A 23,319-nucleotide genomic window follows, 5' to 3' on the forward strand; every position below is an offset into this window, starting at 1 on the left:
TATAACAAATCCCTTTCAGTGATGAGAGGGATTTTTGTTTTAAATATTGTAAGTTTTAGTTTTTATAGAATTGAAGATTTCGAACGATATTTTGTGTTTTAATTTGCTATAAAATAGAAATACTGCTTATCGAGTGGTTCGTATTTCATGATTTGAAAAAGATGATTGTCTTGTTCCATTTCATTTTTTGAACTGTAATAAATGCCATATGAATTATCTGTAAATCCATCTATGATATAAAATATTCCTTTGTTTGTTCTGATGGCACAATAGAAATTTAATTTCTTGATTAGACTGAGTATTTCAATATCTTCATTTGAAAATTTTATTTTATTTTTAATCGTTATTTCTGGTGAAATAGGATAAGGAGAATTTTTATTGATGAGATAGCTCCAAAAAACATTGTTTTCTTTATAAATATCATCAATTCTTTGAATGGTACTTTGGTTAAGGTAAATTTTATGTGGTGATTTTAAAATGTATTCAGAGAGTGTATTAAATATCTTAATATTCTTTTTAAAATGGGAATTCCAGTTGCTTTGAGCATTAATTCCTTCATTTAAAAATATATTGGGTTTATTCATCGCCACTTTTTCAGGAAGTTCATATTTGTTGGAAAATGCACCCCAAATGAAATTAGGAATCTGACTGGATGAATATATTGAATCCAATGCCCGAACTTGTTTTTCTTCCAATGGTCGTATATCCCATTTAGAAAACGGTTTAGAATAAAATAGGAAAGTTTCTAATGATGCAGATTCTTTTTCAGTAGTTTTGTCTAAATACTCAAAAGCTTCTTGATCAAACTTCTTATCAGATGTGTTTTGGGCAAATCCTGTTATTGATATTAAAATGATTAAGAGGGTAGAAGAAATTTTCATTAGCTTAAATGTTTTCAAGTAATTTTATTACTTCAGCATTACCTTTTTCCTTAGCTATTTGCAAGGCTGTCTTGCCATCCTTATTTTTGATAGTTAAATCAGGTTTATATTGTAAAAGCAACTGTACACCTTTCACATTACCAGCTTGAGCACAGTACATGATTGGTGTTTCATTATCGCTATCCAGATTATTAATGTTGGCTCCTTTTTGAGCAAGAAATTCTGCAATATCAAGATAGTTTCTGGATACTGCTATACAAAATGGAGTTGAATGATCTGCAGCAATAGCATCCACTTCAGCTTCGTTTTCTACAAGCATTTTCACAATATCTAATTTGCCGTTTCTGGCTGCAAAAGTAAGAGGAGTCCATCCGTTTATATCTTTTAAATTAGGATTGGCTTTGTTTTTTAATAACAAATCTGCAATACTAATGAATCCTTCCTGGGCTACCATATGTAATGCTGTACTTTTGCTTTTCAATTGGGTATTGACATTAGCTCCTTTGTTAATCAGAAGTTCAACTAGTTTTAAATTTCCAGTTCCAGAGGCAGCAAATAGAGGAGTTAATTCGTATTCTCCCTGTTTTTTATTTACGTTTTCACCTTTTTCAATAAGGCTTGCTACTTTTTCGAAATTCTGAGCTTCAATAGCTTTGATAAGTTTCTGTGAGTATACGGAGCTAAACGCTAATAATGATAAAGCAATAAAGATGCTTTTTGTTTTCATGTTGTATAAGTTATTTTTAATAAAGGATCAAATATATAATAATATCTTTAGAAGTAACTCTCTTGAGATTTTTATGGTAATTTTATTATAGAATGTAATCTATAGCGGGTAAGAGACCACAAATTCTTCGCTTCTGTATCAAGGGCAGACAAAGCTTACAGAGACAGAAACTTAGTATATACTTAAGTTTATTGAAGGTTATATGTAATCAGACCTTTTTCAGATATAATAAATCTCTTTCAGTAATGAGAGGGATTTTTGTTTATCGTCATAGCGAAGCAGTCTCAATAATTAAATGCTTTTCTGTAACGTTAACTATATAAAGAAACCTCCCAAAAATTGAGAGGCTTCTGTGTTATATTTATTTTTTATCTTCTCTTATAGCTGTAGGCTACCAGAATGGCTACTCCCATAGTAAGTACGGTGATCATTGAAATGGTTTCAATGGAGATTCCACTTTTCATCTGTGTGTTTTCTTTTTCACAAGAATAAAAGAATAATACTGTCAATAACAGACAGCCCGAAAGTAATTTTCTAATCATAATTGCATTTATTTGGTTATTAATGTTTTATAATCAAAAAGTATACCGATTTTGTAGACTATATGTAAGTTGACTTTTATTATTTGTTGTACTTAATCTTCATTTATTTTTCTTGAGATTTTATCTATTGTCATTTGGTATTGAGCATAGCCTGCGATGGTTATCAGAATAAAAAATATACTGGGTACAACCAGTTCTATAATCCAATGTTGTACAAGAAAATGAAGAATGAGAAAAAGTACCCCCGCGTATATTAAATTGAAGAAAATGGGGTAGAATGCTCCAATTTTGTACGTCAGAATTCTGGTATTTTCGTCATAAATAAAATGTTCCTTAGCTGGAGATATGGTGATAGGATATCTGCTTGAAAAGTCCAGTTTTATCAGATCATCTTTTCCTGTTATGTGATTACCCTGGATTTTTATATCATGCATTTCTCTTTCAATAAATGAATCACGCACAGTATCGGTAACATTTTTGAAAGTTTTTCCTTCTTTTATCTTAATGGTAAATGTATAGAACATTATTTTTTCGCCTTATTATTGTTTCCTTCATCCCAATAATAACTATCCGGATAGATTCTTGTTCCAAATACAGCCGTACCAACACGTACAATGGTAGCGCCTTCTTCTATGGCTGTTTCAAGGTCTCCACTCATTCCCATAGAAAGTTCATTCATTTCCACATTAGGAATATTTTCCTGGATGATTTCCCGTTGAAGTTTTTTAAGAATTTTAAAACAGGATCTTACCTTTTCAGTTTCTGCACTGAACAGGCCAATGGTCATCAAGCCTTTTATCTTTAATGTAGAAAACTCTGAAACCTTTCGGGTTAATTCAATAGCCTCATTGGGTTCCACTCCAAACTTACTTTCCTCATTGGAAGTATTTACCTGGACCAAAACTTCAATAGTTCTGTTCTCAGCAGAAAGTCTCTGGTGCAGTTTTTCTGCCAGTTCCAGACGATCAAGTGACTGAATACAGGTGACATCATATTTCAGAATATCTTTAACTTTATTGGTCTGAAGATGGCCAATAAAGTGATTATTGTGAAAAGTGTCTTTCAATTCTTCATATTTCTCCTTCAGTTCTTGTACTTTATTTTCTGCAATCAAGGTTTGGCCGTTTTCCAGGGCAATTTTAATGCGTTCTGCGGAAACCGTTTTGGTGGCCAGTAAAAGTTTAACCTCATCAGGATTTCTTCCTGCTTTTTCGCAGGCATTTTGAATCCGGTTATTGATGATTCTCAGGTTGTGAAGGATGTCTTCTTTCATGACTGTACAGGTTCTTTAGCTTCCAGTTTTTGAATTAAAGCAGTTTTTACAGCTGTTAAAGCATGATCCTTAGCTTCTGCAAAAGAAATGGAATACTTCCTCTCAATCGTTCTCATATCTTCCGGGAATTGGCTAAGTAAGGTGTCATAGAAGGTATCCAGAAACTCAGTAGAAGGCATTTCGTAATTGATTCTAAGCTGGAAACGTCTCAATAGAGCCGTATCAATAATTTCCGGATGATTGGTAGCGCACAGTAACAGTGCATTTTCAGGGTAATAATCAATAAGCTGAAGTAAGGTGTTTACTAATCTTCTCATTTCACCCACATCTTTATCGTCGCTTCCTCTTGCTTTTCCGATCTGGTCCAGCTCATCAAGGAAAAGAACAGATCTTTCTCTGGCTGCCTTATCAAAAATCATTTTGATATTCTGGGAGGTTTCTCCAATTCTGGAGGAAACAATATTGCTTAAGTTTAAAATGATAATATTTTTTCCAAGAGCATTAGCAATGGCTTTTGCAGTCATGGTTTTCCCGCATCCTGAGCTTCCCTGAAGTAGTATTTTATGATTCACCGGAAGGCCGTATTCCTGAAGTTCTTTGCTGTAGGTATGTTCCTTAATGAGCTGTACAAGTTGATCTCTGTTATTTTTATTGAGAAATACATCGTTAAGGCTTACTTGTTCTTTATCTTGAATAATGAGGTTGTACAGATTCATGATGACTATTAATGGTTCTTGAATCTAACAAAGATAAGGCTTTATTAAATGAGAGAAAACATCCTGAATAGGAATAAACAGCTAGGCCAGTAGAGAAAATTAATGGAGAATGAGTATAATTTGTATGAGGTGGTAAAGAAGGGGGGTGAATGTAATGGTATTTTGGTTCAACGAGAATGAAATTTGACGCAAAGTTTTTATGATTATAACGTTATATTTATAAGTGAGCAAAGAGGGAATCAATGAATTGATTCTTTCTAAGCATCTGCATATCCATATAGCTTCTTCTGCTGCGGAGCAGTCATCTTAGCTCCCTAAAGTAAAACGCAAGAACCATTAGAACTTTGCGTTTGAAAAAAGATGTTAAGCTTACAAAAGTCAATGATATTTTTCTTTAAGATAACTGAAAGCTTTTTGTCATCAACCTTGGTAACAGGTTCTAGGTATCTGTAAAAAAATAAATCCGGACTAATGCCCGGATTCATCATTGGATATTAAAATTTGTTATGAAACTAAGATCTTTTTGTTATGTTTTTGGGCCCTTTTACCTCACTGGTAAAAGAGCAGTCTGATTTCTCAGAGTAAAAACATAAAACAATATAATTAGTATAGTTTTGCTATAGGCTTATTTATTTTAATGATTAGTTTCTTTCTCTTCTTACTGTCATGAAATATGATGAGAATACTACTAAACATGTTGCGATACCGATATAAGTTACCATTTGTATTATTTTTAATTATTTGACTTTTTTTATCAATCTTTCAATTGCAATATTACAGCTTTCAAATCACGTGCCAAAGTAAAACACTATGATGTATATCAGTGTGTTAAGGGTGTTTTATTTAAAATTTAAGAGATTTTAAGTTTATGTTTTGTTAATGTGTTATTATGAATTTGTTAATATATTTATTGTTCTGTCTTTAAAAATGTATGAAAATGTTAACCGTTTTCAGTCTTATATATTAGACTTGATAAAACAAACAATAAGTAATGCTCTGCATAATACTGAGAAAAAATGAAAAGTTGAAGTGTAAAATTTCAGCAGGAAAGTAACTTCTATGTTAAGAAAATTTATTTTTACCGGTAGTTTTTACGTTGGATATTTTTTGTCAGGTGTCAGATTCTATGACATTCTTAGTACGTCATAAATGGAAAATTGTTTGTTTCGTGAAGGTAAAAAGGAAGTTATGAGATAACTTTTTGGGAACAGGGTAGAGGTTTTGTTATTTTTGTAGAAATAATACTTTATGGGACGCAGTTATCTTTTTTTGGCTTTAGCTATTGTATTTGAAATCATAGCGACTACCTTTCTGAAGAAATCAGAAGAGTTTTCTAAACTGTTACCATCCGCTGTTACTGTAATAGGATATGCCTGCGCCTTTTATTTTTTAAGTTTAAGCCTTCGTCAGATTCCAGTAGGGATTACTTATGCTATCTGGTCTGGAGTAGGAATTGTCTTTATCACAATAATTGGAGTGGTGGCCTTTAAACAGGTTCCGGATCTTCCCGCTATTATTGGAATAGCCCTTATTATTATTGGAGTGATTGTGATTAATGTATTTTCAAAAATGGGAACCCATTAATAGGTAACGATACGATCTGTTAATATTTATGACTTGTTTTTAGATTGTTATCTATTTTAATTTCTTTATATCAGATTGGAAAAACTGAAACAGAAAAATATGGTCATAGAAAATTTCCAGACTGTTTTCGATGATAAAATCTGTGTGATAAGTGGTATTGGTTACCGTTTCTTCTTCCACAAACACAAACCAGAGTTCAGAAAGTTGATGTCTTCTTTTGAATTCTTCAGCTGCATTACAGTCTATAAAGGATGAATGCTTCAGATTATAAAAAAGAACTCCTTTCTTCATTCCATTTTGTTCTATAATATTAATAGGATGTTGAATGTAATTGAGAATTTTAATATTAGAGTCAAAGCATTCTATAAAATGATGAAGGTCGATAAGCTGTATTACTTTTTCCTCTTGTTGTGAGGCTGTCATAAAAAAACATTCTGATGTGATCTCCTCGGTTAATTCTTGAAAAACTGCTAATTCCATATGCATTAATTAAAGGTTGCAAAGAAAAAAAGAATAAGGTTGCCTTGATATTTTTTTATACAAAACCGCCGGTATTTTATACGAAATCCGATCAGGATACAGAAGATATAATTGGTATAATAAAGTATGGGTTTCGTATAATATTATAGGTATAAGCTAAGGGATTGTCTATTTTTGTATTTAGATATTAATCCAAAAATATGAAATATAGGTTATGGCATTTTAAAGAAACCCTTGCAATGGACTTCCTGGTGGAAGACCGTTACAAATACGCCAGGCACCTGCTGTTTCTGATCTCTTTTTTCCTTTGGCTGTATAGTGGCAGGTTCTGGCAGTCATTTTCAGGAATACATCAGTTGTATGTACTGGTCTTTGTATACTCAATCCTAATTACCATGATCTATATTAATATTTATATCCTGGTACCAAAGCTTTTCTTTACAACAAGATATATTGCCTATTTAGTACTTCTTGTCATTATGGGAGTAATAGGAATTAATATTATAGGATTTGGTTTCAGGTCGGTTTTTGCTGATTTCAGAGTTGAAAATATTCACAGAGAGACTGAAAAAGGAAGTGTTTATGAAGGAGTATTGATGTGCATTCCAATTATATTTACTACCACCACAGTTAAGTTGTTGCAGAAATGGATTAAAGATAATCAAAGAATCAATGAACTGAGTAATCTGACCATGCAAATGGAACTTAATGAACTCAGAAACCAGATCAATCCTCATTTTTTGTTCAATATGCTGAATAATGTAAAAGCACTCATCAGAACGGATCCTGCAAAAGCTTCAGTAGTGATTGTTAAACTTTCAGAGTTCCTCAGGTACCAGCTTTATGAGAACAGTGTGGAGAAAACATTATTAACTTCAGAAATTGATTTCCTGTCCAATTTTTTAAACCTTGAAAAATAAGAAGGGAAAATTTTACCTTTGATATTCAGACAGAAGCAGGGAACAGGACGATTAATACTACCTTTATTCCTCCAAACCTGTTTACTACTTTTGTAGAAAATGCTGTAAAACATAGTGTTGATATAAGTGGGAAAGAATCCTATGTAAAAATAAATATCAGTATTGAAGGTCAGAATCTCTATTTTAAGTGTATCAATTCCCGGGATCCTGATTATTTTATTTCAGATAAGAAAAACAGCGGATTAGGTCTTGCCAATATTAAAAGAAGGCTGGAATTGCTCTATACTGATACCTTTGACCTGAAAATAACTTCGGAACCTAAAGAATATATTGTCCATTTAAAAATTCCTGTATAATGAATTGTATTATTGTTGATGATGAACCTCTGGCAAGAGCAGAAATGCGTTCGCTTATTAGTGAAACGTCAAACATAGATATTTTAGGTGAGTTTTCCAATGCTCCCTCTGCACTGGATTTTTTTAAAGATAATGAGGTAGATCTTATTTTTCTTGATATTGAAATGCCGATGGTAACGGGATTAGAATTTGTAGAAATGCTTCCCAAAAGATCGCTGATTATCTTTACCACAGCTTATTCCCAATATGCTTTGAAAAGTTATGAGCTGGAAGCTGTAGATTATCTTTTAAAACCCATTGACCCACAAAGACTTGAAAAAGCTATCAATAAGGCCGTTTTATATACCGAACTCCTCTCTAATGATACCATAAAAAATACTGTAGAATCCAATACTGCTGACTTTTTATTCATTAAAGCAGACCGGAGATTTTACAAGATCAGTTTTTCAGATATTAAATTTATAGAAGGATTGAAAGATTATGTAGTGATTCATACCAAACAGCAAAAGCTCATTACAGCTATGAATCTAAAAACAATTCATCAGAAAATTTCAGGAGAAAACTTCATCCGGGTGAGTAAATCATATGTAGTGAATGCAGATTATATTGATTCATTTGATAACCACAATATATACATTGAAGAAGCAGAAATTCCTATAGGAGAAGTGTATAAAACCGAGTTTTTTACAAAATATGCGGGTGGACTTTTAGGTGGAGACTAATTTTTATAAGTAATGAATGATATAATTGTTCAGCATTTATCATTCATACACATATCAACATCAATAGGAGTGGGCTTTAACTGACACCTAAAATAAGTATTGAATCCACTTCTCTCAAAATATTTATGTTTTTGGGAGTTGTTCTACCAGTTCAAGTCTTTTTACAATGCTTTCTTTTGCTAATAAAGTTCCGGGAGATAAAACAGCATTGGCACCGATTTTTGAATCATCGCCCACCAATGACCCAAACTTTTGAGTTCCTGTTTTAATAATTTTAGCATTGAAAAGTACTGATATTTCTTTGTCTTTCCTTTCATTATAATGATTAGCACAAATGGATCCAGCCTCAAAATTTACTCTGCATCCAATAATGCTGTTCCCGATATAATTAAAATGGGCAACAGCTGTTTCATCGAAGATTATGCTTTGTTTGATTTCACTTCCCGGTCCAATTTTTACATTCTTTCCGATATAAACAGGGCCTCTTATATAAGCATTAGCTCCAATAAAAGCTCCTTCATCAATAATAACCAGGCCTTTGAAAGTCACATTCTGTTCCACAATAACTGTTTTGTGAATAGCACAGGATTCCTGTATGACAAAATCATCAGTTAGATGACTGAGCTTACGATCCATTATATCTTCAAGCGTCTTAATGACTTCCCAGGGCTGAATATTTTGATCCGGAATGAACGAAGAAAAAGAATCAATGAAATGGTTGATGACAATCATTTTTAATGTTTTTTATAGATAATGTTGCAGTTAAATTTCAATATTTGCTTGGCTGTATCAATAGGAGTGGGCTTTAGCCCACTCAAACTATATAAGATCAAATTTATCCGGCTTTAGCCAAAACCTGGTATTAATGATCTTTATTGCTTTTGTCCTACAAAACGGATCACAGAACCCGTTCCGTTGTGAAATAAGCCTTCCTCAAGCTCAATTTCTACTTCCTGAAGTTCTACAATGGAGTAGTTGGGAAAATCAGCTTTAATTTCTTCAATAGAAAATAGATCCTTAATCTCTCTCGGTCCACCTACTTTTTCATTTTTGGTGACATAATCAAGATGCTTTTTACTGAAAGCTTCGAAAATAATAAAGCCGCCTTTACGAACGTATTGATCAAGCATTTGATGAATTGATGATTTAATGTCGCCCGGAAAATGAGCGTAGATAAGAGCGATCGCATCAAACTGTTGTTCATGATAATTCAAAGTCTGTAATTCACCTACCTGATAATCGATGGTTACACCATTCTGTTCTGCAAGTTGTAAAGCCTTCTGCCTGCCCTGCTCACTGATATCAAAAGATGAAGTATTCCAGCCTTGTAATGCTGCATAGACAGAATTTCTTCCTTCACCATCGGCAGGAAAAAGAATCGTTCCCGGAGTTAATTTTTTAAGCTGTTCTTCCAGATAATTATTGGGAGCAGTTCCATATACAAACTCCTCGTGGGTGTATCTTTCGTTCCACTTATCAAGCCATGTGCTGTCTTTCATTTTTTATAGTTTTTAATGGGATCAAATGTAAGGTCTTTTTACCTGCAGTAATCAACGGAAAAAACTTTGATAATAATAGATTTTTTGAATGATGATGTCTGTCTAAGAAATATCTGATTACTATTCCATACAATTAAAATTTGGAGTAATTTTGAAAAATGATGAATTTAAACCAGATTTTCACCAATCAACGTACAGGAAACAATCCAAATACTAAGGCTTCAAGAACTGATTTTCAAAGGGATTTCGACAGAATTATCTTCTCTTCTGCATTCAGAAGACTGCAGAATAAAACCCAGGTTTTTCCGCTTCCCGGAAGTGTTTTTGTGCACAACAGGCTGACGCATTCCCTGGAAGTGTCATCCGTAGGAAGAAGTTTAGGAAGTATTATTGGTGAATTCATTGCTGAGGACTATAAAAATGATCTAACTGAAGATTCTAAGAATTTTTATCTATATAATTTAGGAAACGTAATTGCTGCGGCATGTCTTTGCCATGATGTGGGAAATCCCGCTTTTGGACATTCGGGAGAAGACGCTATTGCAAGTTATTTTGAAAGAAACGAAAAAGACCTGAAGTCCAAATTCAACGAAAAAGAATGGGCTGATCTGGTTAATTTTGAAGGAAATGCCAATGCCATCAGAGTATTGGCTCAGCAGCAGCAGGGAAAAGATGCCGGCGGAATTCAACTTACCTTTTCTACCCTGGCAAGTATTGCAAAATACCCATGTGAAGCTGTAGCAAAGAAAAAAGGAATTATCCACCGTAAAAAATTCGGATTTTTCCAGAATGAAAAAGATATTTTCCTTGAAATTGCAAAAGGGACCCAACTTATTTCAGAATGTGAAGAACCTCATATTTTCAAAAGACATCCTTTTGTATGGTTGGTAGAAGCTGCCGATGATATCTGCTATAACATTATTGATATGGAAGATGCCCACAGATTGGGAATCGTTTCAACAGCAGACTGTAAAAACCTGTTTTTTGAGCTGGTGAAATCTGAAACAGATGATGTTCAGAGGATTGAGACAAAGCTAAGCTCGATTTCTAATGAAAACGAACAGATTTCTTATTTAAGAGCTAAAGTAATCAATGCTTTAATCAATAAATCTATTGAGATGTATAAGTATAACTTTGAAACGATTCTTAAGGGGAATCTCAAAAACGGTTTACTTGACATCTATAAAAAAGAAAATAAAGCATTACAAGATATTGAAAGCTTTTCCGTGGAAAAGATCTACAACCATAAAGCCGTTGTAGAAATTGAAAATGCAGGTTATAATGTAATGTATGAATTGCTGGATCATTTCATTCCTTCTATTATGAAACCGGAAGAGGAGAGAAAATCTTACGATAAAAAAGCATTAAAGCTTCTTCCAAGACAATTTGTCTATGAAAACGGAACAGATTATCAGAAAGTTCTGGGAATCATAGATTTTGTTTCCGGAATGACAGATAATTATGCCACAGACCTTTACAGAAAAATTAAAGGAATTGATATCGGAATGACGGTATAAGCCTATTACATAGAGGCTGGAAGCTGGAAGAAAGGATTTAGGAAGTTACTGCTTCACACTTCAATTACTTACAGCTTTCAGCCTCAAACTTCCTTACCTATAAATTTACTCCAGTTTAAATATTATTTCTATCTTTATAAGAATCAATATAAAAACTAAACTATGGGTATTTTTCTGGCTCCCGTTATTATCTTCGGGCTTATTATTTTATTTGCATCGTTTTTTGTGGTTAAGCAGGAAACGGCAGCAATCATTGAACGCTTTGGAAAATTCCAGGCTGTAAAGCATTCAGGACTTCATCTCAAACTTCCAATTATAGATCAGATTGCGAAAAGGTTAAATCTTAGAATTCAGCAGTTGGATGTGATGATTGATACCAAAACTCTTGATAACGTATTCATCAGGATGAAAATCTCCGTTCAGTATCAGGTGATCAGAAGCCAGGTAGGAGATGCATACTACCGACTGGAAAATCCGGAAAATCAAATTACTTCTTTTGTTTTTGACGTTGTACGTGCCGAAGTTCCTAAACTGAAACTGGATGATGTTTTTGTAAGAAAAGATGATGTTGCAGTCGCAGTGAAAAGTGAACTTCAGGAAGCAATGAACAGTTATGGATATGATATTATCAAAGCTTTGGTAACAGATATTGATCCAGACGAGCAGGTAAAACATGCCATGAACAGAATCAATGCTGCGGAAAGAGAAAAAACTGCCGCAGAATATGAATCCGAAGCACAAAGAATCCGAATTGTAGCCGTTGCAAAGGCAGAAGCAGAATCCAAGAAGTTACAAGGACAAGGGATTGCAGATCAAAGGAGAGAAATTGCAAAAGGACTTGAAGAATCTGTGAGAATGCTGAATAATGTAGACATTAATTCTCATGAAGCATCAGCTCTTATTGTTGTGACTCAGCATTATGATACTTTACATTCAGTAGGAGCAAGCAACAGAAGTAATCTTGTCCTTCTTCCTAATTCCCCAACAGCAGCGAGCGGAATGCTGAATGATCTTGTGGTTGCTATGACGACAGCCAATACCGTAGGAGAAGCTAGTAAAGGAAAGTACCCTGAACCCCCAAAAGACCAGGGGTATTCAAGAGATAGGGAGTAGGGAAGCCGGAAAAGGGGAGTTCTGGTAGTCGAAAATAAAGATGGAAATCTTTTTATAATACTTGTTGGACTCTAACATTGATACGAGCGAATAAAGATAAATTTACGGTCTACAATAACTTCCAGTATCCATCTTCAAATCTCCTAACCAAATAAAAAAGCTTCAGAAATTTCTGAAGCTTTTTTATTTTATTTCTTTGTTTTAGAAACCTGCTCTACCAATGTATATTTAATTGAAGAGGCATCTGCCGGTGGATTAGCGATTTTTTCTGTTTTTACTTTTAAAACATATTCGTAACCCGGCTCATAAGTGAACCCTTCAATATTGCTGTAGAAATTACTCCAGTTTTCAGAAGCATTTTCTTTTACCTGTAGACACTTCATACGGCCTGCTCCAGCAGAACAGTCTACCGTTTCTGCTCCCACGATAAGTGTTTTTTCACCTGCTACAGCCACATCTTTTTTAGTTTTAGACACCTGCTTTACCAATGTGTATTTAATGGAAGAAGCATCTGCCGGTGGGTTAGCAATTTTTTCTGTTTTTACCTTTAAAACATATTCATACCCTGGTTCATAAGTAAATCCTTCGATGTTTGTGTAAAAATTTGTCCAGTCTTCTGAAGCCTTTTCTTTTACCTGCAAACATTTCATAGGAGCTACTCCTGTACAGTCTGCTGTTTGTGGTCCTACGATGAAAGTTTTTTCATCTCCAGCGGATACTCCAGCTGTTGTTGTACACTGCGTCATTGCGAATAATGCTAATGCGGGTGCTGCCCCTTTTAGAATTGTTGCTATACTTTTCATAAACTTGATTTTGAAACCATACCTCGCAATTACCATGCCGAAATTTTTATGAATTAGCGGATTTCAGCTATTGTTTTTTAGTTTTTTAATCATTTAATTTGACGGGTTCAATAAATAACGGTAGAGGAAATAATCTTTTAAATAGAGGGAAATGAAGTGAGAAATATTGGAAACCAGGAAACTGTAAACAATGCAAAAAGCTCTGAGTTGGATTTTGTTTTAAAACAAAACTTGAGGCATTATAGAGTTTGCATTTTGTAGAAAAGAAAAGAGAAGAGAAAGAATTTGAATTGATGAAAAAATTAATAGTATTAGTTTCTGCGGTTTTTATAACTGGTAATGCGTCTGCTCAAAAAGTGGACAATGCATTGCAGGGCTATTTTGAAGAACAGGGAAATGAGACTTTTTATAAAAGTTTCAATTTTGACGGAAATGGTAAAATTGTGGATGGTTTTAAAAGCAGTTATTATTTTACCAGAAATGATAGCCTAATCGTGATTCCGGATAAAGATGTATTTATTTTTAAGATTAAAAAAGATAAGCTAATTGGTATTTCAAATTGGGTGAAAAACGGAATCTGGATTCGTAAAAAAGACAGTACTGAAGTTAATAACAGAGTAAATCCTGTAGAAGCTCAGAAAAGAGCAGCTTTATTGGCTGGGTATTATGATAAGACGAAAAATATGTCAGGATTGGATGCTCTGTTTTCCAATACAAATGATTATACCAAAATTAGTGAAGATTTTTGTAATCAAGGGTTGGCTAAGGCCTGTCTCAACGCTTTTGGATTAAAGATGATGGAGTACACTCCCGGATTTTTTGGAGATTTGGAAAAAATCAAAGATAAGAAGTTGAAACCCCATCCGGAGCTCATAGAACTTTCCCAAAAAACGATAAACCTTGGAGAAATGGAAGGGTATAATGTTCTGGGAGCTTATTATCACCTTTTAGGACTTCGTGAAAAGGCTTTTGAAACCTGGAAAGAAGGCGAGAAGCATGGTGATCCGGCCTCTATGATGTCTATGGGGCTTATAGAAGTGGGTGAAGAAATGGATAAAGCTCCTAAAAGTCCTGCTGTTAAAAAGAAAAAGAAAAAATGATGAAGAAGAGATTGTTGTTTTCGTCCGCTTTGGTTTTTGCCTCTTTAGTGAGTGCACAGAAACTTAAAAAAGAAGATGTTATAGGATTCTGGAAACTGAAAGAATCCGGATTTTATGAAGGAAAAAAGAAAGTTGTTAAAGACTTTGATAATTGCAGACTGATGAGAAATTATGCTATCAGGGAAGATGGTTTTGCGGTGTATAATTATATAGAAGGACAAGTGGGAGACTGTATACCATCGGAGCCAAGACTTTCTTTCTGGAAGATCATAGACAATAGGATTCAGTTTTTTGTGGATGACAAAACTATTCTGGAAGAGGTTATTGTTACTTTCAATAAAGATAATACGATGACTTTCTCAAGCTATATTCCTGTTCCGGTTAAAGATAATGATCCAGAGCTGGAAAAGATATTAAATACTGTTCATTATAATATTGTAGAATCTGTTTATTAAGAGAAGCCTATGAATTATGTTACTGTTATTTATCTCCTGAATTTGTTGGTGTATGCCATCTATTTCTTTGGGAAAAGTGGAAGTGAGGTAGATATTAGCCCTGTAAATTATACAATTTCTGCGATAATGTCATTTTTTCTAATCTTGGGTGGGTATCTGAATGCAAAGAAAAACATGACTTACAGATCCGTCCTTTGGATGTTTTTTGTAAATGTTTTATTTTTTGTTATGTCTGGGTTGTTCGACCAGTTTGGAAATGATTTTAATCTTTTTTCAACCGTAGGGAATGACAGTTTTATTTTTACTCTGGCTTTAATAGTTTATAATGGCTATCTGTTTCCTTTGATTGTGAATCTGGATAAAACAGGTTTTGCATTACTATTACCGGTATTATTATCTTTTATTCTTCCATCTTTAGGGTATTGGATAAGAAAAATAACTGTAACTAAAAATCCAGATCTGGCTGAAGAAAATTAACCTATGTCTAATGGTTTCCCATTTAAATAGGTGATGAGTTAGTTCAAGACAATAAGGAATAACATTCGTACTTAAAACGAAGTTGGCCTTAAATATTCGTATCATCTTCATTCTGCTTAATGGTTTTGAATTTAGCTGGCTATTCCTGTAAACTTTTGTCTGCCAATTAATAGCTCAAAAAAGAGTCTGAAATCAGAGATGAGTGACCATAATGGATATTTAAACGTGGCGGGTCTGTTTCTTTCAATAACCGCATGGCTAAACCAGGCGAATCCGTATCCCACAATCGGAATATACCATAGGAATCTCTCTTTTCCTGAGCTGATAACATATCCTATGACAACAAATATAAGCAGTGTGCCGATAAAGTGAAAAATTCGGGTTCCTGTTTTACTGTGTTCCGTAAGATAAAACTGGTAGAACTCCCTGTATGTTTTGATTCTTTCAGACATGGTGGTGTTAGTTTGTTGGTTCTGTTGGGTTTACAGCAATAATTCTGCCGCTTTTAAAATCAGGTATAAAAAAGAAAAGGCAAAATAGCTTAGTCTGCTATTTTGCCTTTTTTTAATGTTTTATATATTGCTGTTAAGCTTTATTCAGTTTACTGTTTTTATAACCGTATCCAAAATAGATCACTAAACCTATAATAAACCACATTCCGAACCAGAACCAGTTCTCATGGCTCATTCCGGTAAGAAGGTATAAACATGAGCTTAATCCTATTAATGGAATAAGAGAAAGGTTCTTGATGAAAGCAACCCCACATAAGATCAGGTTGATCAGAATAAAAAAGAAAATAGATGCTCTGAATTCTCCATCCTTAGGATCGCTCCAATTCATAAGCGTTTGGAAAAACTCAGGCTGCCAATAGTAGAAAGCAATCAGTCCACCAATGAAGATAACAGGGAAAATAATCTTACCGTTGATATAAGGAAGGTGGAATCTACCTTTGATTTTTTCCTTAGCCGGAAGCACTAAAACTCCTGCACATACCAATACAAAGGCGAAGATCGTTCCGATACTGGTAAAATCAAGGATGAAAGTTTTATCTGTAAATAAGATAGGAATCCCTACCACAATCCCTGTAACGATGGTTGCAAAAGAAGGTGTTTTGTATTTTGGGTGGATTTTAAGGAATTTTTGAGGCATCAAACCATCACGGCTCATCGCATACCAGATTCTTGGCTGTCCCATCTGGAATACCAATAAAACAGTAGTGATAGCAACAATTGCCACAAAAGAAACAATCAGTTCCATCCAGGCCACATTTGCATTTGTTTTTTCAAAGATGAAAGAAAGCGGGTCTCCCACACCATCAAATTTTCTGTAATCTACCATTCCCGTTAATACAAGAGTAAGGGCAATATAGATCACTGTACATAATACAAGAGAGATAATCATCCCTTTTGGTAATGTCTTTTGAGGATCCTTTGTTTCTTCAGAAAGTACACTTAAGGCATCAAAACCAATATAGGCAAAGAAAACCCCTGAAACAGCACTCATTACTCCTGTAAAGCCATTAGGCATAAAAGATGGAGATCCTGTTACAGGACTTATCGGTGTCCAGTTATCTGTATTGATATAAGCGAAACCTACCAAAATTACCAGTAGGATTACCCCTAACTTTAAAATAACCAATGAGTTATTGAAGTTTTTACTCTCTTTTACCCCTACATAACAAAGCCAGGTAATTAATCCATTGATGACCAAAGCTGGAACATCTACAATAAACTTAAGACTTCCAATCAGTGGAGCTGTATTCCATGCGTTGATTAATTCTTTGTTTTCTGAACCGTTCATTATTGCTTTACTGGCTTCCGTATAACTGCAGGTAAGATAATCAGGGATATGCATTCCCAGACGTCCTAAAAAGCTGGTGAAATAATCAGACCATGAAAAAGCTACATAAATATTTCCGAAAGAATATTCCATAATCAGAGCCCAGCCGATGATCCAGGCAATTAATTCCCCGAAACTGGCATAAGCATACGTGTAGGCAGAACCTGCTGTAGGAATTCTGCTGGCAAATTCAGCATAGCACAACGCGGTAAAACCACAGGCAAAGCCGCAAATCAAATAGAGAAGGATCACTCCCGGGCCACCTCTGAAAACGGCTTCTCCCAAACTGCTGAAGCTCCCTGCTCCTATAATCGCCGCAATACCAAAAAATACGATGTCCCATACACCTAAAACTCTTAAAAGTCCTGTTGAAGTATCTGTATCCGAATAGACTTTCCTTCTAAAAAGTTGACTCATTCAATAAACTATATTTGATTTGAAAAAAACAAATGTAATGATTTTTTATTTTGATGTTAACAGTCGTTAAGAACATTTAGGTAAAAATACTTAACGAAAAGCATTAAGTCTTTATAAACAGGCATTTCCATATAGCTGTCATTATACCATTTTATCTCCATTGGTTTCCCTGTATCCTTCATGGTTTTATCACTTACATTTTTACCTGTTCCGTAATTGAGCTGCCAGTATGAGCATCTGTTTTTCCAAAATAAGAGTATCTGTAACTACTGTTTTCTGGAAGTAGAATTTTTTATACCTGCTGGAGGTTCATAAAAATTAATGCTAAAAGTATCTTAAATTTCATATTACAGTGCATTTATGGTATGTTTTTAGCTGCTGTTGAAAAAGTATCAGTTCAGAATGTATTTCTGATAACTGATAGCTAAAATTGTTTACATTTTTATCAGACTGAAGTAAGAGTTTTTATCAATCAATAGTGAAATATTTTTTACTGTTGTGAATATCCTGATTACAGTATTAAATCTGCTAAAACTTGCTTAAACAATAAGTTTTTAATATTTTCGTTAACTTATTTAGACTAATTTTCTTATATCAAGAAGAATGAAATCAAAAAAAATACTTTTAGCGGCTGCGGTCATCTATTTCGGAATTTCCGACGCTCAACAGTCCCAATATTTTACACAGAAAGAAAATTACAGATTCAATCTAGCTGAAAATCTTTATCAGACTAAAATATACAACGCCTCCCAATACGAATACGCAAGACAATATTTCTACAATCAGAATTTGTCACGTTCAAAGAAGGAGGCGGCTCAGTTTTTTGATAATGTAATTGGTGTGATTCTTCAGAAAAATCATGCTGAAGAGGGATTGACAGCTTTCATGAAAGAATATCCTAATTCTGCCTATTTTGCTCAGGCCAACCTTCCTTTAGCAGATTATTATCTGGCAAAAAAGGATTTTGACAAAGCATTGGAAACTTTGAAAAAAGTAAACCAATATCAGCTTTCAAAAGAAGAGAATACCCAATATATTATGAAGCTGGGCTATGCTAAGTTCATGATGGGAGATTCTAAAGGGGCTACTGATGCTCTGGAGGAAGCTTATAAAACAGCAGATGAGTCTCAAAAAGGAAATATAGCCTATATGCTTGGCCATCTGTATTACAGTAACGGGCAAAATGATAAGGCATTTCAGTATTTCGATTCTGTAAAAGATCAGGACAAATTTTCAAAGCTTGTACGTCCGTATTATGTACAGATGTATTATAATGATAAGAATTATGATAAAGCAATCTCTGAAGGAAATGCTTTATTGAACGAGAATATTTCAGAATCCTATAAAGCGGAAGTACACAAGATTATTGGAGAAAGTTATTTCATGAAAGGGGATTATAATTCAGCATATCCTCATTTGAAAGATTATCTGAATGTACAGCAGAATCCATCCGAAAATGATCTTTATGAGATGGGATTTGTAGCGGCTCAGCTGAAGAAATATGACGAAGCCGTTTCTTATTATAACCAGCTTGTGAACAGTAATTCAGCATTAGCACAGAATGCCTATTATCAACTTGGAAATGCTTATTTAGCTGTAGATAAAAAACAGGAAGCCCTTTCTGCATTCCGTTCTTCTTATCAGATGGATTATGATGCGAAAGTGAAAAAGTTAGCTCACGAACAGTATGCTAAACTTGGATACGACATTGGAAACCCGTTTGAAAATCCATCTACAGTTCTACAGAACTATATCAATGATAACCAGAATGCATCGAATGCTTCAGAAATGAGATCATTATTGGTGAAATCATATCTGTATTCCGGAAACTATAAAGAAACGCTGAATGCTATTGACAGATTACAAGGCTCAACACCTGAAATCAATAAAGTAGATCAGGAAGTTTCTTATTTACTGGGAACAGAAGAATTTAATAAAGGGAATTATGACGAAGCTGAAAAGTATTTCTTAAGAAGCTTAGGATTTAATATCAATAAAGAATTTAACAGCAGAGCTTTATACTGGCTTGCTCAGGTATATTATCAGAAAGGAAATTATCCGTCTGCTATTGTTCGTTATGAAAAACTTCTGAACGAAAACTTCCCTGAAAAACAACAGCTACCTTATGATTTAGGATATGCTTATTTTAAAGCTAAGAAATTCGATCAGGCTGCTACTTATTTTAAACAGTATCTGACAAATCCTAAACCTGAATTTAAAAATGATGCAGAACTTCGTCTGGCAGATATTCACTATGCAAATAATGATCTGAATGAAGCGATTGCGATCTACGATAAAAATGCAGACGCCACAGACTACACGGTATACCAAAAAGCAATGGCTTTAGGGTTTAAAGGAGATACTCAGGCGAAGATTACCAATCTGAAAAACTTATTATCGAAATATCCGGATTCTGAATATTATGATGATGCTCAATACGAAATAGGTACAGCTTATGCTGCTCAGGATGATTTTGCCAATTCCAATGATTATTTTGGAAAAGTTATCAAAACTTCATCAGACAAAGACCTTATCGCTAATGCTTCCATTTACAGAGCGCAGAATTATATTGATCAGAACCAGAATGATAAAGCCCTTTCTGAACTGAAATCATTGGGAGAGCAGTATAAAAATACAGCATACGCTCAGAAGATTGTTCAGGCATCCAAGCCTATCTTTACGAAAAATGGGGATGTTTCAGGCTACGAAAGTTTTGCAAGAAGTATAGGTGTAAATGTTGATGCTTCTGAAATTGATGAAATCAACCTATCTACCGGAAAACAGAATTTCGCGAAGAAAGATTATAAAAATGCAATTTCTTACTATGAGAAATACCTAACGCAGAATCCAACAGGAGAAGGCCTTTATCAGGCTAAATATGAATTGGGAGAAAGTTATTATCAAACTAATAATACAACAAAAGCTTTACTTGTTTTACAGGAGGTAGCAGGTGTTCAGAATGATTATCAGGATGATGCTCAAACCCGTTTAGCACAAATCTTTATTGCACAGGGGAATACAGCTGAAGCCAAGAAATATCTTGAAGGCATTAAAAACTCTTCCAATATCAGCATTAAGAACTATGCAAATGTTGAGTTAATGAAGCTATATGCAGATGAGAAGAACTTTTCTGAAGCAGAAAAATTAGCCAATGCCGTTATTGCCAACTCTAAAAACTCTGCGGCAGTTATTGAAACTGCGAAAGTAATCAAGGCAAGAAGTCTGATGAATTCAGGAAAAGATAAAGATGCTCAGACAGCTTATAGTGCTCTTGAAAAATCATCCAATACTTCGGTAGCTGCAGAAGCTTTGTATGCAAAAGCTTACTATCAGAATAAAGGAAAGGCATTCAAATCTTCCAATGAAACCATCTTTAAACTTGCTAATAATTATGCTTCTGAAGAGTATTGGGGAGCTAAAGCATTGGTAATGATGGCTAAAAACTATATTGGACTGAAAGACAACTACCAGGCAAGTTATACATGTGACCAGATTATTGCGAACTATAAGAGCTTCCCGGACATCGTAGCAGAAGCGAAAGAAGTTAAAAAACAGATTAAGAAATAAAGCATGATGTTTAAATTAGTAACATATTCTTTTTTAATTTCTGTTTCACTATCCAGCTGTATTCCTTCGTATAGCGCCACTCCTAAAGAATATAATAGGGCAAAAGTGAACTTTACAAGGCAAAAGGCTTTTGTGGTGAATAAAGAATTAGAAAGAGAGTTTAATATTTTAAAACATTCTGATATCTATGAAATTGTGGAAGACAGTACCAATGCAGCAAAAATAACACTGCATCCTATGGAAACACGTACTCCTTCATGTGGGAATCCGATGATTGGAAGTATGATTACTGTCGGTTTGTTGCCTTCCGGGTTTCCTTATGATATTTCTTATCGTTATGATGTAACTGAAAACAGTACAACGAAAAATTATCAATATCAATTAAAAGTTTATCAAAGCCTTTGGCTGTTTAATATATTCAGGGTAGGCAGAACTTTTTCAAAACAATCGGGGAAAGCTTTATTAGGGAGTTATATGGCTTCTAATAAATAAACCCAATATATATTTTTTTCAAATAAAGAAAATATGAACAAGAAAATTCAATTATTATCCATAATATTTTTAGGGGTTTCGCAGTTCGCGTTTTCCCAGATCAAGGAGGAGAAACTGGTTCTTAACAAAAAGAGAGAGCCGGAGGTAAAGAAGATCGAGAAAAAGAAGACTTCCGTGGAAACTATTAAAAATTATCCGCCGGAAGAGAAATCCCAGAATCCTGTAAAATATACCATTACAGACGTTCCTGCGGTTTCAGACTTTAAAACGTCTACGATTCAGGGAGAGGATGTAGCTCCGAAATTTGACGGAACGGCTCAGAACAACTATGTCCAGTTCGGAATGGGGAATTATGGTAAAATTCTGTTGGATGGAAATGTTTCCAAGACCCTTGAAAATAAATTTGAGGTGGGAGCAGATGTTCATTTGCTTTCTACAAGCGGTCTTAAAAACGATTACGACTGGAAATCCAAGCAGACTTCTGCAACGATAGGGGCTTTCCTTAATTCTTATGGAGATAAAGGTAAATTCAATATCAATGCTGAATATGGATTGAATAATTATAACTATTATGGAATCTATGCGCTGACGCCCAATGCTGATGTTGATCTGAAGCAGAAAGTGAATCAGTTCAAAGTAAATGGTTACTATGATTTCTATTCTAACGAAATTCTGAATGACGTAAGAGTAAAATCATCATTCCTTAAAGATCATTTCGATGCTCAGGAAAACCAGGTTTCCATTTTGGCTAACTTCTCTAAGCATGCTGTTGAACTTGGGAAATCAGGAATCAACCTGAATGCTGATTTAGGAGTAGGTTTAGAAGCGGTGAAAACCGATTTTGAAATGGTAGATAAAAATTCTTCCAATTTCTTTAATACGAATTTAACACCAAAAGTAACTTTCAGAAAAGGGGAGTCTTATTTGATGGTAGGATCAGGGTTTTCTTTCCTGAATGCTAAGAACTCAAACAGACTGATGGATCAGGTGAAGAACAATAAAACATATTGGTTCCCGCAAGCTGAGTTCCAGGTGGCTGCTGCCAAAGAATTTAAATTCTACGGTGGGGTAGACGGTGGACTTAAGCTTAACACTTACGGAGATCTTCTTCAGGAGAATCCTTATGCGCTTTCTGACCAGTATTTAAAGCCTACAGAAACAAAATATCACTTTTACGTAGGATTAAGAGGAGATATTGATGAAACGTTGAAATATGACTTCTCTGCAGGTTTTGGAAAGATGAGAGACATCATGTTCTTTAAAGCAAACCCTCTTTTTGATAACAATTACACCCTTAACCGTGCTGCTTATGACTATGCGAACACATTCTCTGCGATCTACGATGACGGAAATGTAAGCGATATTAAAGGTAGCGTACAGTATTTCCCATTAGAAAACTTAATGATTGACGGGGAAGTAAGGTTTACAAAGTATAATTTGAAGAACTATGATAATATCTACAACGTTCCTTTAGTGAATGCAAGTATTGGTGCTAAATATACAATGCTTGACAAGAAGTTATTACTAGGTTTCAAAGGGATTTTTGCAAGCGACAGAACTACCAACTCTTTTTCAATTGAAGGAATTGCAGATGCTTCAGCTCCTAATGGGATGATTTACCGTTCATTAGAAAATACGAACGATAAAGTTGGTGGTTATGCGGATTTAAATCTTTCAGCAGAGTATAAAATTCACAAAAATTTCAGTATTTTCGCACTCGGAAATAACCTTCTGAGCTCAAAATATCAGACTTACAAGGCTTATAAAGTCTTAGGTCCACAGATTCTGGGTGGTGTGAAGATTACTTTCTAATCATAAGCAATAAGCAATGAATGATAA

Annotated in this window: 24 protein-coding genes; 11 read left to right on the plus strand and 13 right to left on the minus strand. The window is 34.4% G+C overall.

Features of this window, described 5'->3' with window-relative positions:
- Positions 1-98 precede the first annotated feature (98 nt).
- The 6 genes from BOQ64_RS18335 to BOQ64_RS18355 all read right to left on the minus strand — a co-directional run bounded on the left by BOQ64_RS18335 (position 99) and on the right by BOQ64_RS18355 (position 4,139).
- Positions 99-881, minus strand: coding sequence for a hypothetical protein (locus tag BOQ64_RS18335; protein WP_129057182.1), 783 nt, complete (start codon positions 879-881; stop codon positions 99-101).
- A 4-nt stretch (positions 882-885) separates the two neighbouring features.
- Positions 886-1,608 (minus strand): ankyrin repeat domain-containing protein, encoded by a 723-nt coding sequence (locus tag BOQ64_RS18340; RefSeq protein ID WP_129057183.1) that lies wholly within the window; start codon positions 1,606-1,608, stop codon positions 886-888.
- A gap of 368 nt (positions 1,609-1,976) precedes the next feature.
- Positions 1,977-2,150, minus strand: a complete 174-nt coding sequence (locus tag BOQ64_RS23205; protein ID WP_164975843.1) for a hypothetical protein — start codon at positions 2,148-2,150, stop codon at positions 1,977-1,979.
- A 92-nt stretch (positions 2,151-2,242) separates the two neighbouring features.
- A complete protein-coding gene (locus BOQ64_RS18345) occupies positions 2,243-2,674 on the minus strand; it encodes a hypothetical protein (protein WP_129057184.1) in 432 nt (143 codons plus the stop codon).
- Positions 2,674-3,423 (minus strand): YggS family pyridoxal phosphate-dependent enzyme, encoded by a 750-nt coding sequence (locus tag BOQ64_RS18350; RefSeq protein ID WP_129057185.1) that lies wholly within the window; start codon positions 3,421-3,423, stop codon positions 2,674-2,676. The genes BOQ64_RS18345 and BOQ64_RS18350 overlap by 1 nt, the downstream gene beginning before the upstream one ends.
- Positions 3,420-4,139, minus strand: a complete 720-nt coding sequence (locus BOQ64_RS18355; protein ID WP_129057186.1) for an AAA family ATPase — start codon at positions 4,137-4,139, stop codon at positions 3,420-3,422. Before BOQ64_RS18355 ends, BOQ64_RS18350 begins: the two co-directional genes overlap by 4 nt.
- 1,248 nt (positions 4,140-5,387) lie before the next feature.
- On the opposite strand from BOQ64_RS18355, the gene BOQ64_RS18360 reads away from it, so the two are divergent.
- Entirely contained in the window at positions 5,388-5,723 is a 336-nt protein-coding gene (locus tag BOQ64_RS18360; RefSeq protein ID WP_129057187.1) for a DMT family transporter, read from the plus strand.
- A 51-nt stretch (positions 5,724-5,774) separates the two neighbouring features.
- Here the strand turns inward: BOQ64_RS18360 and BOQ64_RS18365 are convergent, their stop codons facing one another.
- Positions 5,775-6,146, minus strand: a complete 372-nt coding sequence (locus BOQ64_RS18365; protein ID WP_228448463.1) for a hypothetical protein — start codon at positions 6,144-6,146, stop codon at positions 5,775-5,777.
- A 257-nt stretch (positions 6,147-6,403) separates the two neighbouring features.
- Here BOQ64_RS18365 and BOQ64_RS18370 point away from each other — a divergent pair, with 257 nt between their 5' ends.
- Positions 6,404-7,123 (plus strand): sensor histidine kinase, encoded by a 720-nt coding sequence (locus BOQ64_RS18370; RefSeq protein WP_228448464.1) that lies wholly within the window; start codon positions 6,404-6,406, stop codon positions 7,121-7,123.
- Between the two features lie 355 nt (positions 7,124-7,478).
- Positions 7,479-8,201, plus strand: coding sequence for a LytR/AlgR family response regulator transcription factor (locus BOQ64_RS18375; RefSeq protein ID WP_129057189.1), 723 nt, complete (start codon positions 7,479-7,481; stop codon positions 8,199-8,201).
- Positions 8,202-8,324: 123 nt separating this feature from the next.
- On the opposite strand, the gene BOQ64_RS18380 is transcribed toward BOQ64_RS18375, so the two are convergent.
- Together BOQ64_RS18380 and BOQ64_RS18385 are read right to left on the minus strand one after the other, a co-directional pair.
- Positions 8,325-8,933, minus strand: a complete 609-nt coding sequence (locus BOQ64_RS18380; RefSeq protein WP_129057190.1) for a DapH/DapD/GlmU-related protein — start codon at positions 8,931-8,933, stop codon at positions 8,325-8,327.
- A 140-nt stretch (positions 8,934-9,073) separates the two neighbouring features.
- Positions 9,074-9,700, minus strand: a complete 627-nt coding sequence (locus BOQ64_RS18385) for a class I SAM-dependent methyltransferase (RefSeq protein ID WP_129057191.1) — start codon at positions 9,698-9,700, stop codon at positions 9,074-9,076.
- Positions 9,701-9,861: 161 nt separating this feature from the next.
- Between BOQ64_RS18385 and BOQ64_RS18390 the strand changes: the two genes are divergently transcribed.
- Positions 9,862-11,217: a deoxyguanosinetriphosphate triphosphohydrolase gene (locus tag BOQ64_RS18390; protein ID WP_129057645.1), complete on the plus strand. Its 1,356-nt coding sequence runs from the start codon at positions 9,862-9,864 to the stop codon at positions 11,215-11,217.
- 162 nt (positions 11,218-11,379) lie between these two features.
- Positions 11,380-12,330: an SPFH domain-containing protein gene (locus BOQ64_RS18395; RefSeq protein ID WP_129057192.1), complete on the plus strand. Its 951-nt coding sequence runs from the start codon at positions 11,380-11,382 to the stop codon at positions 12,328-12,330.
- 188 nt (positions 12,331-12,518) lie between these two features.
- On the opposite strand, the gene BOQ64_RS24175 is transcribed toward BOQ64_RS18395, so the two are convergent.
- Entirely contained in the window at positions 12,519-13,133 is a 615-nt protein-coding gene (locus tag BOQ64_RS24175; protein WP_228448465.1) for a DUF4377 domain-containing protein, read from the minus strand.
- Between the two features lie 293 nt (positions 13,134-13,426).
- On the opposite strand from BOQ64_RS24175, the gene BOQ64_RS18405 reads away from it, so the two are divergent.
- The 3 genes from BOQ64_RS18405 to BOQ64_RS18415 are packed head-to-tail and all read left to right on the plus strand — an operon-like array spanning position 13,427 to position 15,165.
- Positions 13,427-14,233: a hypothetical protein gene (locus BOQ64_RS18405; protein WP_129057193.1), complete on the plus strand. Its 807-nt coding sequence runs from the start codon at positions 13,427-13,429 to the stop codon at positions 14,231-14,233.
- Positions 14,230-14,688, plus strand: coding sequence for a lipocalin family protein (locus BOQ64_RS18410; RefSeq protein WP_129057194.1), 459 nt, complete (start codon positions 14,230-14,232; stop codon positions 14,686-14,688). The genes BOQ64_RS18405 and BOQ64_RS18410 overlap by 4 nt, the downstream gene beginning before the upstream one ends.
- Positions 14,689-14,697: 9 nt before the next feature.
- Complete coding sequence (locus BOQ64_RS18415; protein WP_129057195.1) at positions 14,698-15,165, plus strand: hypothetical protein; 468 nt, start codon at positions 14,698-14,700, stop codon at positions 15,163-15,165.
- Positions 15,166-15,296: 131 nt separating this feature from the next.
- Here BOQ64_RS18415 and BOQ64_RS18420 read toward each other — a convergent pair whose 3' ends face one another.
- From BOQ64_RS18420 to BOQ64_RS24615, 3 genes are all read right to left on the minus strand, one after another.
- A complete protein-coding gene (locus BOQ64_RS18420) occupies positions 15,297-15,617 on the minus strand; it encodes a DUF962 domain-containing protein (protein WP_129057196.1) in 321 nt (106 codons plus the stop codon).
- Between the two features lie 133 nt (positions 15,618-15,750).
- Positions 15,751-17,421, minus strand: coding sequence for an APC family permease (locus tag BOQ64_RS18425; protein ID WP_129057197.1), 1,671 nt, complete (start codon positions 17,419-17,421; stop codon positions 15,751-15,753).
- 56 nt (positions 17,422-17,477) lie between these two features.
- On the minus strand, positions 17,478-17,603 hold the full coding sequence (locus tag BOQ64_RS24615) for a hypothetical protein (protein WP_262708775.1): 126 nt from the start codon (positions 17,601-17,603) through the stop codon (positions 17,478-17,480).
- A 421-nt stretch (positions 17,604-18,024) separates the two neighbouring features.
- Between BOQ64_RS24615 and BOQ64_RS18430 the strand changes: the two genes are divergently transcribed.
- From BOQ64_RS18430 to BOQ64_RS18440, 3 genes are read left to right on the plus strand one after another with little or no spacing between them, the layout of a single operon-like run.
- Positions 18,025-20,988, plus strand: a complete 2,964-nt coding sequence (locus tag BOQ64_RS18430) for a tetratricopeptide repeat protein (RefSeq protein WP_129059786.1) — start codon at positions 18,025-18,027, stop codon at positions 20,986-20,988.
- Between the two features lie 3 nt (positions 20,989-20,991).
- A complete protein-coding gene (locus BOQ64_RS18435) occupies positions 20,992-21,480 on the plus strand; it encodes a hypothetical protein (protein ID WP_129057198.1) in 489 nt (162 codons plus the stop codon).
- Positions 21,481-21,513: 33 nt separating this feature from the next.
- Positions 21,514-23,292, plus strand: coding sequence for a TonB-dependent receptor (locus tag BOQ64_RS18440; protein WP_129057199.1), 1,779 nt, complete (start codon positions 21,514-21,516; stop codon positions 23,290-23,292).
- Positions 23,293-23,319: the final 27 nt, after the last annotated feature.

Origin of the sequence: Chryseobacterium sp. CH25 (assembly GCF_004119455.1) — a bacterium.
GTDB lineage: Bacteria > Bacteroidota > Bacteroidia > Flavobacteriales > Weeksellaceae > Chryseobacterium.

Excerpts from the sequence above, each read along its gene's own strand:
- BOQ64_RS18335 (WP_129057182.1), bottom strand. The coding sequence starts at position 881 with ATGAAAATTTCTTCTACCCTCTTAATCATTTTAATATCAATAACAGGA.
- BOQ64_RS18340 (WP_129057183.1), bottom strand. The coding sequence starts at position 1,608 with ATGAAAACAAAAAGCATCTTTATTGCTTTATCATTATTAGCGTTTAGC.
- BOQ64_RS23205 (WP_164975843.1), bottom strand. The coding sequence starts at position 2,150 with ATGATTAGAAAATTACTTTCGGGCTGTCTGTTATTGACAGTATTATTC.
- BOQ64_RS18345 (WP_129057184.1), bottom strand. The coding sequence starts at position 2,674 with ATGTTCTATACATTTACCATTAAGATAAAAGAAGGAAAAACTTTCAAA.
- BOQ64_RS18350 (WP_129057185.1), bottom strand. The coding sequence starts at position 3,423 with ATGAAAGAAGACATCCTTCACAACCTGAGAATCATCAATAACCGGATT.
- BOQ64_RS18355 (WP_129057186.1), bottom strand. The coding sequence starts at position 4,139 with ATGAATCTGTACAACCTCATTATTCAAGATAAAGAACAAGTAAGCCTT.
- BOQ64_RS18360 (WP_129057187.1), top strand. The coding sequence starts at position 5,388 with ATGGGACGCAGTTATCTTTTTTTGGCTTTAGCTATTGTATTTGAAATC.
- BOQ64_RS18365 (WP_228448463.1), bottom strand. The coding sequence starts at position 6,146 with ATGACAGCCTCACAACAAGAGGAAAAAGTAATACAGCTTATCGACCTT.
- BOQ64_RS18370 (WP_228448464.1), top strand. The coding sequence starts at position 6,404 with ATGAAATATAGGTTATGGCATTTTAAAGAAACCCTTGCAATGGACTTC.
- BOQ64_RS18375 (WP_129057189.1), top strand. The coding sequence starts at position 7,479 with ATGAATTGTATTATTGTTGATGATGAACCTCTGGCAAGAGCAGAAATG.
- BOQ64_RS18380 (WP_129057190.1), bottom strand. The coding sequence starts at position 8,933 with ATGATTGTCATCAACCATTTCATTGATTCTTTTTCTTCGTTCATTCCG.
- BOQ64_RS18385 (WP_129057191.1), bottom strand. The coding sequence starts at position 9,700 with ATGAAAGACAGCACATGGCTTGATAAGTGGAACGAAAGATACACCCAC.
- BOQ64_RS18390 (WP_129057645.1), top strand. The coding sequence starts at position 9,862 with ATGAATTTAAACCAGATTTTCACCAATCAACGTACAGGAAACAATCCA.
- BOQ64_RS18395 (WP_129057192.1), top strand. The coding sequence starts at position 11,380 with ATGGGTATTTTTCTGGCTCCCGTTATTATCTTCGGGCTTATTATTTTA.
- BOQ64_RS24175 (WP_228448465.1), bottom strand. The coding sequence starts at position 13,133 with ATGAAAAGTATAGCAACAATTCTAAAAGGGGCAGCACCCGCATTAGCA.
- BOQ64_RS18405 (WP_129057193.1), top strand. The coding sequence starts at position 13,427 with ATGAAAAAATTAATAGTATTAGTTTCTGCGGTTTTTATAACTGGTAAT.
- BOQ64_RS18410 (WP_129057194.1), top strand. The coding sequence starts at position 14,230 with ATGATGAAGAAGAGATTGTTGTTTTCGTCCGCTTTGGTTTTTGCCTCT.
- BOQ64_RS18415 (WP_129057195.1), top strand. The coding sequence starts at position 14,698 with ATGAATTATGTTACTGTTATTTATCTCCTGAATTTGTTGGTGTATGCC.
- BOQ64_RS18420 (WP_129057196.1), bottom strand. The coding sequence starts at position 15,617 with ATGTCTGAAAGAATCAAAACATACAGGGAGTTCTACCAGTTTTATCTT.
- BOQ64_RS18425 (WP_129057197.1), bottom strand. The coding sequence starts at position 17,421 with ATGAGTCAACTTTTTAGAAGGAAAGTCTATTCGGATACAGATACTTCA.
- BOQ64_RS24615 (WP_262708775.1), bottom strand. The coding sequence starts at position 17,603 with ATGAAGGATACAGGGAAACCAATGGAGATAAAATGGTATAATGACAGC.
- BOQ64_RS18430 (WP_129059786.1), top strand. The coding sequence starts at position 18,025 with ATGAAATCAAAAAAAATACTTTTAGCGGCTGCGGTCATCTATTTCGGA.
- BOQ64_RS18435 (WP_129057198.1), top strand. The coding sequence starts at position 20,992 with ATGATGTTTAAATTAGTAACATATTCTTTTTTAATTTCTGTTTCACTA.
- BOQ64_RS18440 (WP_129057199.1), top strand. The coding sequence starts at position 21,514 with ATGAACAAGAAAATTCAATTATTATCCATAATATTTTTAGGGGTTTCG.